The sequence below is a fragment of the Pseudomonas phytophila genome (genome assembly GCF_025643095.1).
Classification (GTDB): domain Bacteria; phylum Pseudomonadota; class Gammaproteobacteria; order Pseudomonadales; family Pseudomonadaceae; genus Aquipseudomonas; species Aquipseudomonas quasicaspiana.
The window spans coordinates 1,944,558-1,955,414 of sequence record NZ_CP081201.1; the positions used below are offsets into that span (position 1 = coordinate 1,944,558).

Sequence of the window (10,857 nt, forward strand, 5' to 3'; positions counted from 1 at the left end):
AGTCATGGTTTGAACGCGACGTTGGCCAGACGAATCAGGCCGTCCGGGTTTGGCACGAAGCCAGTCACGTTGTTACGCATGGCAATGATGCGTGGGTCGAAATACAGGTACGCAGTCGGTACTTCGTCAGCCAGCAAACGTAGCGCTTCGTTGTACAGCGCCTGACGTTGTGGAACGTCGTTGACTGTGCGCGCTTTGTTGAGCAGTTCGTCGAGCTTGGCGTTGCAGTATTTGCCGTCGTTCTGGCCGCCTTTGCAGGTCACGAACTGGTGGATGTCGCCATCCGGATCAGGACGGCCCGACCAGGCGCTCATGCCGATCTGGAAATTGCCGCTTTGCTGTTCGCTAAGCATCGTGGCGTATTCAGTGGCAATCAGATTGACCTTGAAGCCCGCTTCTTCAGCCATGGCCTGAATGATCTGCCCGACCTGCTGCGCGATAGGGTTGTTGGCCACTTTCAGGTCTACCGCCAACGGCAGCTTCACACCGGCCGCGGCCAGCAGCGCCTTGCTTTTCTCGACGTCCCGAGCCGGGATCGGCAGTGCCTGATCGTAGTACGGGCTGTTTTTCGGGAACGGTTGGGCGCTTGGCGCGTAGAGGCCTTCGAACACCACCTGGTTGATCGCATCGCGGTCGATGGACAACTCGAATGCTTTGCGGACGCGCTTGTCTTTGCCCATCGGCGTGTTGGCTTTTTCGCCGTTGCCGATGTTGAACATCAACTGCATGTAGCCCAGGCCAGGCGTGTTGTAGATCGCCAGCTTGCTGTCGCCCTTGACGGTTTTGACGTCGGTCGGCGCGACGCGCTCGATGATGTCTAGATCGCCGGAGCGCAGGTTGGCCAAGCGCACCGAGGTATCCGGAATCGGCAGGAACACCACTTTGTCGAAGTGATACGCCTGCTTGTTCCAGTAGTTGTCAAAACGCTCCAGCACGATGCGATCCTGCTGCACGCGCTGGACGAATTTGTAAGGACCTGAGCAGACAGGTTTGGACGCGAATTCGCCCTGAGCGGCTTTTGGTGCAAGCATCATCCCGGCCCGGTCCGAGAGCTGTGAAACCAGCGTGGCATCGGCTTGCTTGAGTTTGATGGCGACGGTTTTCGTGTCGATCACTTCAACGCTGTCCACCGACGCCAGCTCGCTTTTGCGCAGGGAGTCGGGCAGGGTGCGGGCGCGGTCCAGGTTGAACTTCACCGAGGCCGCATCGAAAGGTTCGCCATCGTGGTAGGTCACGCCTTCGCGCAAGGTCATGGTCAGGGTTTTGCCGTCCTCACTCCAGTTCCAGGCGGTGGCCAGCTGTGGCGCGTAGGTCAGGTCCGGGTTGACGTCCACCAGCTTGTCGCACAACGCGGTGTACACCAGACGGCCGGAATAGGTGCGTGAACGATGCGGATCCAGCACATCGGGATCGTCCTGAATGCCGATGCGCAAGGTCGATTCGGCAAAGGCGGCGTTGGCGGCCAGCAATAACAATGTTCCTGTCATGACGCGTGCGATTTTCATGGCTGGCTCTCCACTGCAAGGGATTGATGGTTCTTGAACAGATTCAGGCGCTGGGTGTAGGCAGCGCTGGGTGTCGGAAGGATCAAGGTGCCGCTGCCCGCGTTGGCGATTTCACGCCAGAAGTGGCAGGCCACCTGGCGCTCCGCCTCGACGGTTTCCATGACCGGCACGGCCTCTTTGCACAGCGCGCGGGCATGGGGGCAACGGGTATGAAAACGGCAACCGGAAGGCGGGCGGCTCGGGCTGGGCATATCGCCGCCGAGCAAAGGGCGCGGCTGACGCAAATCCGGGTGGCTCACCGGTACGGCGGCCATCAGCGCCTGGGTATAGGGATGCAAAGGGTTTTCGAACAGCGCGTTGACCGGCGCCAGCTCGACGATTTCACCCAGATACATCACCGCGACCCGGTCGCTCATGTGGCGGATTACGGCCAGCCCGTGGGCGACAATCACCAGGGTCAGGCCGAACTGATGCTTGAGGTCTTCCAGCAGGTTGACCACTTGCGCCTGCACCGAAACGTCCAGTGCCGACACCGGCTCGTCGCCGAGGATCAGCCGCGGCTCGGAAGCCAATGCGCGAGCAATACCGATACGCTGGCGCTGACCACCGGAGAATTCGTGAGGATGGCGACCGCCGTGTTCCGGGGCCAGACCAACCGTACGCAGCAGTTCGGCGACCTTGGCCTGACGGTCGCTGCGACTGGCTTCGCTGTGCAGCCAGATCGGTTCGCCGACGATGGATTCCACCGTCATGCGCGGGTTCAGCGATGCGAACGGGTCCTGGAAAATGATCTGCAAGTCGCGGCGTACCTGACGCAGCTTTTCCGCCGACAGGTTGGCCAGGTTTCGGCCTTCGTAAATCACGTCGCCCGCAGTTGGTTGCAGCAGGTTGAGCAGCAAGCGGCCAAGGGTTGATTTGCCCGATCCGGACTCTCCCACCAACGCCAGCGTTTCGCCTTTGCGAACCGACAGGTTTACCTGATTGACCGCTTGCACGGGTGGCTTCTTTGGCTGGAAAAGACCGCTTTCCACCGCGAAGTGCTTGCTCAGGCCGATGCCTTCCAGAATGGGTTTCTGCGTGCTGCTGTCGGGGTTGGTACGCTCGGCGATGTCTCGTTCGGAAAGGCTCACGCACTGACTCCCACATGCTGTTCCAAGGGGGCGCGGATGCACGCGGCGAAGTGTCCGGGAGACAGTTCAAGCAGCGGCGGTCGCTCTTCCCGGCATCGCTGGATGACAAAAGGGCAGCGCCCGGCGAAGCGGCAACCGCTCGGCATTTCTGCCGGTGTCGGTACGCGACCATTGATCGTTGCCAGGCGACCTTCACGAGGCCCAATCGATGGCATCGAACCCATCAGGCCAATGGTGTACGGATGCTGCGGATCGTCGAACAGAGTCTTCACCGGGCCGCTTTCCACCACGCGACCGGCGTACATCACCATCACGTCGTCGGCGACTTCGGCGACCACGCCCAAATCGTGGGTGATCAGAATCATCGCGGTGCCGGTTTCGTTCTGCAGGTTGGCGACCAGCGAGAGGATCTGCGCCTGAATAGTCACGTCCAGTGCGGTGGTCGGCTCGTCAGCAATGATCAGCGCTGGATCGTTGGCCAGCGCCATGGCGATCATTGCCCGCTGACGCATGCCGCCAGAGAGTTCGTGAGGGTAGGCATCCAGTCGCTGGCGGGCGTCCGGTACGCGGACTTTTTCGAGCATTTCCAGCGCCCGCTGCCGGGCTTCCTTGTCCGAAAAGCCTTGATGGCGAATCACGCTTTCGGCGATCTGCTCGCCGATAGTGAAGACCGGGTTCAGTGACGTCATCGGCTCCTGAAAAATCATCGCCATGCGATTGCCGCGCACGTCCAGCAAGCGCTCTTCGGACATGCCCAGCAAGGCTTCATCAATCAGCAACGAATCGCTCGCGGCAACTTTTGCGGTGGCGGGTAACAGGCCCATCAGTCCCATGGAGGTCACGCTCTTGCCACAGCCGGATTCGCCGACGATGGCCAGGGTCTTGCCGCGCTTGACGGAGAACGACACGCCGTCGACCACATTGGCGGGCGCACCGGCGAAGCGAACGGTCAGGTCGCTGACGCTGAGGACTGTGTTATCGGTGGTTGAGGCGGTGGCGCTCATAAGCTGGCCTCCAGGTCTTGATTGATGACGTTATCCAGCGCCTGTTGCAACGCCCGCAAATGGCCGCGCATGGCGGTAGCGGCCTTGATCGGGTCGCGGGTTTCGATGGCACTGACGATGTCGTCGTGATCGTGGCTGTAAGTGTCGAGGCGGTCGGCGTTACGCGCCCGTTGACGCAGATCGCGCCAGGCCGGGTCCAGACGAATCGCATCGAGCATTTCGAAAATATCCAGCATCAACCGATTGCCCGCCGCTTCAGCAATGGCGCGGTGCAGGGAGCTGTCCCAGAGCTCAATGCCTTCGGCATCGGGATGCTCGGCTTCCTGCTGGCGAGTGGTGCGCTCGGCAAGGCGGCGCAGGATCGCCATCTGCTCGCCATTGGCCCGCACTGCGGCGAGTGAGGCCAGCGCGGGCTCCAGATGCAGACGCGCTTCCATAACCTCGCTGAAATTGGTCCGCCCGGAAAGCCGGGCAAAACTCATGGCCGCGCTGGGTGGCGTCGGGCCGACAAAGGTCCCTTTGCCTTGCCGCCGCCAGATCTGGCCTTCGGCTTCCAGCACTGCCAGCGCGCGACGAATCGCGCGCCTGCTGACACCGAAATCGGTAGCCAGATCGCGCTCGGTAGGCAGCGCCCGTTGGGGGAACGCCGCATGCTGAGCAACGATCTGCCGTAAGGCATCCAGCGCCAGTTTCGAAGAGTTATCGATGGGCGTGTCAGGGTCGAACCTTTGCATCGTGGTACTCGCGCCAGACCAGAAAAAGATGCCCTGAGCTGCCTGTAGGCAGTGATTCGAGGCAAGAGGGCTGGTGCAAGAGCGATGCCAATGGAAATTGGTTCGATAGTTTTTCAGGCTCTATATGCCTGGAGATTGCTAGCGATCAGCGTTGTCGGGCCAATGTGCAAAGGTTCGGCGGGGTGGTTCAGGGGGATGAACGGTAATTGGTTCGCGGGTGGGTGAACCAATTTCAGGGGAGGTTCAGATTTTGTGCATCAATGCGGGCGTGGTGCGCCGGGGTGGTGCCTGATGACCCTGTGGGAGCTGGGCTTGCCCGCGATAAACGATAACGCGGTATGTCTTCAAGTCGCGTCTCATGCATCGCGGGCAAGCCCAGCTCCCACAGGGGTTACATTTCAATCCACAGACATGTGAATTTTTGCCTGATCAATTAATAGCCGACCCAGTCTTCACCGGCTCATCTTCATCCTTCATCTTGCGGAAGTACGTCGACAACAATGCCCCGGAGATGTTGTGCCACACGCTGAACAGCGCGCTCGGCACAGCCGCCAGCGGCGAGAAGTGCGCACTGGCCAGTGCGGCACCGAGACCTGAGTTCTGCATGCCGACTTCAAGTGCCAGGGATTTACGCTGAGGCAGCGGCAGTTTGAACACCTTGCCGGTGAAGTAACCCAGCAGGAAGCCGAAAGTGTTGTGCAGGATCACCACAGCCATGATCAGCAAGCCGGACTCAGCGATCTTCGCCTGGCTGGCGGCAACCACGGCGCAGACGATCATCACGATGCTCACTACGGAAATCAGCGGCAGCACGTCAATCGCGTAGGCGACCCGGGCACCCAGCAGGCGTTGAGCCAGAACGCCAAGCACGATGGGCAGCATGACCAGTTGCAGGATCGACCAGAACATATCCATGAAGGACACCGGCAACCAGGCCGAGGCGAGGAACCAGATCAGGGTGGGCGTCAGCAGCGGAGCGAGCAGGGTGGTGACCGCTGCAATGGCCACGGCCAGCGCCAGGTCACCCTTGGCCAGCCATGCCATAACGTTGGACGAGGTACCGCTCGGGCAGCAACCCACCAGAATCACGCCGACGGCGATTTCTGGCGGCAAGCTAAACACCTGACACAACAACCATGCCACGCCGGGCATGATCACGAAGTGCGCAACCACACCCAGGGCTACACGCCATGGATTGCGGGCCACTTCGGAAAAGTCTTCAAGCTTCAGGGTGAGACCCATGCCGAACATCACCAGACCCAGCAACGGGACGATGAGGGGCTTGAGCCCGATGAACGCTTGGGGGAACACGAAGGCCAATATGGCGAACAGAAGCACCCAGTACGCAAAGGTATTACCGACAAAACGACTCAAGGTTGCCAATGCACGCATGGCGGGTTCCTTTCTTATTAGGTTGGGGGAGGGGGCGTCATCTGGCTGGATACGTAAAGCTGTAGGAGCTGCCGAAGGCTGCGAAGCGGTTTAACAGGTAAATTGCTTCGCAGCCTTCGGCAGCTCCTACAGGTGACCAGTGGTGTTTAAATCCCCTGCGGAATCTCTTCACCGCCCAGTGCTTCAAACAGCTCTGGCAGGAATTCACCGAAGGTCAGCATCATCAGGGTGAAGCTGGCGTCCAGTTGACCCAAGGCCTCGTCGCCGCCGTCCTGTTCCGCTTGATCCTGCAACAGGTCTTCGAACTTCAGACGCTTGACGGTCATCTTGTCGTCAAGCACGAAGGACAGTTTGTCCTGCCATGCCAGGGACAGCTGGGTCACGACTTTGCCGGTGTTCAGGTGCAGCTGGATTTCATCGCTGGTCAGGTCCTGACGTTTGCAACGCACAATCCCGCCATCTTCGTGGGTGTCGCGCAGTTCGCATTCATCCAGCACGAAGAAGTTGTCGGCAGCCTTCTGCGTGGTGACCCAGTCGGTCATCACAGCGGTAGGTGCGGTTTTCACCGTCAGCGGACGTACCGGCAGGGTGCCGATTACTTCACGCAGGGTCGACAGCAAATCCTCAGCGCGTTTCGGGCTGGCCGAGTTGACCAGAATCAGGCCCTGTTTCGGCGCAATAGCGGCGAAGGTCGACGAACGACGAATAAAGGCACGCGGCAGGAACGCCTGGATGATTTCATCCTTGATCTGCTCGCGTTCCTTCTTATAGACCTTGCGCATTTGCTCGGCTTCGATCTCGTCGACCTTCTCCTTTAATGCATCACGCACAACGCTACCCGGCAGGATGCGTTCTTCTTTACGGGCAGAAATCAGCAGGAAGTCGCCGCTGACGTGCACCAGAGGTGCGTCTTCGCCTTTGCCGAAAGGGGCGACGAAACCGTAAGTGGTCAACTCTTGGCTGGCACAGGCACGGGCCGGTTTGGTGGCCAAAGCGGTTTCCAGTGCTTCGGCGTCAAAAGGCAGATCCTGGGTCAGGCGGTAGACAAGCAGGTTTTTGAACCACATGAGGTGAATCTCTCCTTCGGTAAAAAGTGGGGCATTATTCGCTGCTATTACCTCGCGGCCAACCCTGTGCTAAGCCTTTGGAAGGATTATAAAAATTATTTAAAAAAGTGCTTGCCAGAGGTTAGGTCGCTCCGTAGAATGCGCGCCACACCGAGAGTGAAGGGTGATTAGCTCAGCTGGGAGAGCAGCTGCCTTACAAGCAGCGGGTCGGCGGTTCGATCCCGTCATCACCCACCAACTCGCTCTAAGTGTTACGCGCAGCGGTAGTTCAGTCGGTTAGAATACCGGCCTGTCACGCCGGGGGTCGCGGGTTCGAGTCCCGTCCGCTGCGCCATATTCCGCTTCAAGGCCCTTGAACTCCTTGAAGCAACAGAAAGCCCGCCTAGTGCGGGCTTTTTGTTGTATGGGTTTTTTGCTTCTGCGATTTGGTCAGGCGTCAGCCCGGGAATCTGCAGGAGCTGCCGAAGGCTGCGATGGCGGTGTGTCAGGATGAATGCTTCGCAGCCTTCGGTAGCTCCTACAAAGTAAACAGCAGGTAGAGCCTTTTACGATTACTCGCGCGTCAATTTTCGTATGGGTTCGTCTATTGCTGGATTGTGTCCCCCATCCTTGGTGCAAACGCCGGATCCGTGTAGCCTGAACGCCGCAGATGAACAGAAAGTCGTCGACCATGTCATGCTCTCATAAGAATGGGGCGGCACGTTCTGACGACCCGATTGAACGTCCCAGCGCTTTTGTGTCGGCCCACCAGGTTATGTCGGCGAACGGTATTGGATAAAGGCAGGACGTAGGTCCTGAGCAGGACCAGGAGAATCTACTATGTTTGCCAGGCAGGATTTATTAGAGTCTTTTGATGTAGTTGATGAAGACAGTTCTGGGCATCTTTTTTTTCAATATGATTTTCCAAAGAAAACTTTTCGATACTGTTTGAAAAGCTGTGCTCATCATTATGCTGTCGTTGGGTCTGAAGATGTAGATGACCGCAAGTTTGCATCTGCTGTACTGGATCAATTGCCAGAGCTTCTGTCTCCCGTTAAGCCTACCCTCTATAGTCTGCAAGAAAACAGTTATGGCTTTACTCATGCGATAGCGGTTCCAAAGGATTATCACGGGCATTTGAAAGGGGATTTGCGGGATAAACGTGATGGGCTATTTCTCTGCGTTCCGATTTTCAAGTGTGAATTTTCCGGGAGTGAGAGTGAAGTTGAATTCAAGCAATTGGTACGTATGCTGCCGATTTTTGAATGGAATAGAGACGTTTTTCCTAAGTTGAATGTTTACTTTGATAATCCCTCCACAGGCACAGGGACGAGTGAGGAGGGTGCGCTGTTAAAGTTTTCGACATTGGTTTTAGAAGTTGAGAATCTCAATGGTGTTGTCAGTGGTTTTATTGAAATAACGAACTATAAGGGCGATGTGATAGAAGTTTTGTCGCCTGCTGTCGATGCGTATACGTTGATAAGAAATCGTTGTGATGATGAGGCTGAGACACCATTGAGTTTTTCCGTGCTTATGAAAAAGATTGCCGAGTTCTCCCAGCTTTAGTTGAGCTGTTGATGACACCGGACCGGAAGCAAAGTCGAACTTGATTGTGGGTGGTGACGCCTGTTTTCAGGTTCCACCTCCTCAAGGCCCTTGAACTCCTTGAAGCAACAGAAAGCCCGCCTGGTGCGGGCTTTGTTGTCTGGCTTTTAGTGATATGCCCGGCCGGTCCTACGAGATCCCGCCAAAGCCCTTGAGATGAACGCGCGGATGGCCGGGCCAGCATTGCCCGTCGATGCCTCGACACCGGAACTGGCTCGGGAGTGGGTCGCCCGCTTGCGCGGCACGCTGCGCTGACTGTCCGTCGCAACAACACCCGCAACACCCGCAGCACGGTGCAATGCCGGCTGCGGCACAGGCTGAAACAATCTCTCACTTAATCATAATTATTCTCATCCCCCCTTCGTCTTATTGGAAAGCAGGTAAGAAGGCTGACGTAAAAGGCCTTCTACCGATCTATTCGCTGGCGACAGGAGAGTAAGTCCGATGGCATTTGATCGCGAAGACGCGCTGTACAAGGTTCTGATCAATCAGCAAGAACAGTATTCGCTGTGGCCCGACTACAAGGCCGTGCCGGCCGGCTGGCGTGAGGCGGGCAAGCAGGGCAGCAAGGCTGACTGCCTGGCCTACGTCGAGCAGGTCTGGACCGACATGCGGCCCCTGAGCCTGCGGCAAAAGATGGACGGGCAGACGGAGGCGCGTTAAGCCATGCAGCGTCCTGCCCTGCGACTGTTCTGTCTGCCTTACTCCGGTGCCAGCGCCATGGTTTATCTGCGCTGGCGTCGCTCGCTGCCAGCATGGATAGAAGTCTGTCCGCTTGAGTTGCCCGGTCGTGGCCGACGTTTTAACGAGCCGCTGCAAACCGATATGCCAGCGCTGGTGGCGCAGCTTGCCGTCGAACTGGAAGGTCGCCTTGATCTGCCTTACGTCCTGTTCGGTCACAGCCTGGGAGCGTTGCTCGCTTTTGAGTTGGCTCACGCCTTGCGGCGCAAGGGTGCACCGCCTGCGCGCGCGCTGTTCGTCTCCGGCGCACCGGCTCCCGCCCACCGTGAATACCACACTGACTTGCAGGCAGAGCAGAGCGATGAGCAGTTGCTGGCCCGTTTGCGTCAGTTGGGCGGAACCGACGAGGCGGTGTTCGCGGACCCGGAAATGCTGCTCCTGACTCTGCCGGTACTGCGTGCCGACTTTCTCTTGTGTGGCCGTTACCGCTATGACCGTCGGGCATTGCTCAGTAGCCCGATTCATGTGTTTGGCGGCAAGCAGGACCGCATGTCGGTAGAGGCTTTGTCCGCGTGGCAGAACGAAACCGCTGAAGGCTTCTCCCTGGAGATGTTTGACGGCGACCACTTTTTTATCAATGCCCATGAAGCGCACCTGCTCGAGCTGATGGTCGAGCGCCTGCAGCCAGTCGGGCCAGTGCAACAGCCGGTCACGGCTTGAGCGGAGAATGCGCGATGGATTCCAGTCAACTGTTTACCTTTGAGACATTGCCCGGCGTTCGCGGCGACCTGCCGTTGTTGGTCCAGGCGCGCCACGAAGGCATTGATCTACAGGATGCGCTCGCCGAGTTGCGCGTGTTGAGCACCGAGCGCCTGGAAAAGTGCGGCGGCCTGTTGCTGCGTGGTTTTCACGTCGGCGGTGCGGAGCGCTTCAGAGAGTTCGCGGCAGGCTTTGGTCATCCGCTGCTCAACTACGAGTTCGGTTCAACGCCGCGCAGCAATGTGACCTCCGGTGTTTATACGTCCACCGAGTATCCGGCCCATCAGCACATTCCGCTGCACAACGAGCAGGCCTACACCCGCGAATGGCCGATGAGAATCTGGTTCTACTGCGTGCAGGCCGCGCTGGTCGGCGGTGAAACCCCGGTGGCGGACAGCCGCGAGGTCTATCGGCGTGTGCCGCAGGCTATTCGCGAGCGCTTCACCGAACGCGGCCTGATGTATGTGCGCAATTTCGGCAACGGTCTGGATGTGTCGTGGGAACAAGTGTTCAACACCGATAACCAGCAGGAAGTCGAAGCCTACTGCCGTCAGCACTGTATCGAGTGCGAGTGGAAAGACGACGGCGAACTGCGCACGCGCCAACTCTGCCAGGCGGTGGCGCGTCATCCGCGCACTGCGGAGTGGGTCTGGTTCAACCAGGCGCACCTGTTTCACATCTCCAACCTGCCACAGGAAGTACGGGAAAACCTGCTGGAGGTGGTCGACGAGGAGGACCTGCCGCGCAATGTGTACTACGGCGACGGCAGCCCTATCGAAGATTCGCTGCTGGATGAAGTGCGCGGTGTGCTGGAGGAAACCAAAGTGGTTTTCCCGTGGTACAGCGGCGACGTCCTGATGCTCGACAACATGCTGGCTGCCCACGCCCGCTCGCCGTTCAGCGGACCGCGCAAAGTAGTGGTGGCTATGGCTGAAGGTCATCAAGTCAGCACGCTTTCCTGACGCGTTGATTACCGCGTCAGCTTTTTAGCCCTGGCTCTT

Annotated in this window: 10 protein-coding genes and 2 tRNA genes; 6 read left to right on the forward strand and 6 right to left on the reverse strand. The window is 58.5% G+C overall.

The window, feature by feature from the left end; translation table 11 throughout:
* Positions 1-2: 2 nt before the first annotated feature.
* The 6 genes from K3169_RS08740 to rdgC all read right to left on the reverse strand — a co-directional run bounded on the left by K3169_RS08740 (position 3) and on the right by rdgC (position 6,832).
* On the reverse strand, positions 3-1,505 hold the full coding sequence (locus K3169_RS08740; RefSeq protein ID WP_122708430.1) for an ABC transporter substrate-binding protein: 1,503 nt from the start codon (positions 1,503-1,505) through the stop codon (positions 3-5).
* A complete protein-coding gene (locus tag K3169_RS08745; RefSeq protein WP_027898076.1) occupies positions 1,502-2,635 on the reverse strand; it encodes an ABC transporter ATP-binding protein in 1,134 nt (377 codons plus the stop codon). Before K3169_RS08745 ends, K3169_RS08740 begins: the two co-directional genes overlap by 4 nt.
* Positions 2,632-3,639 (reverse strand): ABC transporter ATP-binding protein, encoded by a 1,008-nt coding sequence (locus K3169_RS08750; RefSeq protein ID WP_231675058.1) that lies wholly within the window; start codon positions 3,637-3,639, stop codon positions 2,632-2,634. The genes K3169_RS08745 and K3169_RS08750 overlap by 4 nt, the downstream gene beginning before the upstream one ends.
* Positions 3,636-4,373, reverse strand: coding sequence for a FadR/GntR family transcriptional regulator (locus K3169_RS08755; RefSeq protein WP_027898074.1), 738 nt, complete (start codon positions 4,371-4,373; stop codon positions 3,636-3,638). The genes K3169_RS08750 and K3169_RS08755 overlap by 4 nt, the downstream gene beginning before the upstream one ends.
* A gap of 429 nt (positions 4,374-4,802) precedes the next feature.
* A complete protein-coding gene (locus K3169_RS08760) occupies positions 4,803-5,765 on the reverse strand; it encodes a bile acid:sodium symporter family protein (protein WP_122397385.1) in 963 nt (320 codons plus the stop codon).
* 146 nt (positions 5,766-5,911) lie between these two features.
* Entirely contained in the window at positions 5,912-6,832 is a 921-nt protein-coding gene (rdgC, locus tag K3169_RS08765; RefSeq protein WP_263271045.1) for a recombination-associated protein RdgC, read from the reverse strand.
* A gap of 161 nt (positions 6,833-6,993) precedes the next feature.
* Here rdgC and K3169_RS08770 point away from each other — a divergent pair.
* The 6 genes from K3169_RS08770 to K3169_RS08795 all read left to right on the forward strand — a co-directional run bounded on the left by K3169_RS08770 (position 6,994) and on the right by K3169_RS08795 (position 10,818).
* Positions 6,994-7,069 (forward strand) — tRNA-Val (locus tag K3169_RS08770).
* Between the two features lie 20 nt (positions 7,070-7,089).
* Positions 7,090-7,166 (forward strand) — tRNA-Asp (locus K3169_RS08775).
* Between the two features lie 485 nt (positions 7,167-7,651).
* Complete coding sequence (locus tag K3169_RS08780; protein WP_263271047.1) at positions 7,652-8,377, forward strand: hypothetical protein; 726 nt, start codon at positions 7,652-7,654, stop codon at positions 8,375-8,377.
* 483 nt (positions 8,378-8,860) lie between these two features.
* Entirely contained in the window at positions 8,861-9,079 is a 219-nt protein-coding gene (locus K3169_RS08785) for an MbtH family protein (protein ID WP_122708425.1), read from the forward strand.
* A gap of 3 nt (positions 9,080-9,082) precedes the next feature.
* The gene (locus K3169_RS08790; RefSeq protein WP_099269122.1) at positions 9,083-9,817 is read left to right on the forward strand and encodes a thioesterase II family protein; all 735 of its coding nucleotides are present in this window, start codon (positions 9,083-9,085) and stop codon (positions 9,815-9,817) included.
* A 14-nt stretch (positions 9,818-9,831) separates the two neighbouring features.
* Entirely contained in the window at positions 9,832-10,818 is a 987-nt protein-coding gene (locus tag K3169_RS08795) for a TauD/TfdA family dioxygenase (protein WP_263271049.1), read from the forward strand.
* Positions 10,819-10,857: the final 39 nt, after the last annotated feature.

Excerpts from the sequence above, each read along its gene's own strand:
- K3169_RS08740 (WP_122708430.1), bottom strand. The coding sequence starts at position 1,505 with ATGAAAATCGCACGCGTCATGACAGGAACATTGTTATTGCTGGCCGCC.
- K3169_RS08750 (WP_231675058.1), bottom strand. The coding sequence starts at position 3,639 with ATGAGCGCCACCGCCTCAACCACCGATAACACAGTCCTCAGCGTCAGC.
- K3169_RS08755 (WP_027898074.1), bottom strand. The coding sequence starts at position 4,373 with ATGCAAAGGTTCGACCCTGACACGCCCATCGATAACTCTTCGAAACTG.
- K3169_RS08760 (WP_122397385.1), bottom strand. The coding sequence starts at position 5,765 with ATGCGTGCATTGGCAACCTTGAGTCGTTTTGTCGGTAATACCTTTGCG.
- rdgC (WP_263271045.1), bottom strand. The coding sequence starts at position 6,832 with ATGTGGTTCAAAAACCTGCTTGTCTACCGCCTGACCCAGGATCTGCCT.
- K3169_RS08780 (WP_263271047.1), top strand. The coding sequence starts at position 7,652 with ATGTTTGCCAGGCAGGATTTATTAGAGTCTTTTGATGTAGTTGATGAA.
- K3169_RS08785 (WP_122708425.1), top strand. The coding sequence starts at position 8,861 with ATGGCATTTGATCGCGAAGACGCGCTGTACAAGGTTCTGATCAATCAG.
- K3169_RS08790 (WP_099269122.1), top strand. The coding sequence starts at position 9,083 with ATGCAGCGTCCTGCCCTGCGACTGTTCTGTCTGCCTTACTCCGGTGCC.
- K3169_RS08795 (WP_263271049.1), top strand. The coding sequence starts at position 9,832 with ATGGATTCCAGTCAACTGTTTACCTTTGAGACATTGCCCGGCGTTCGC.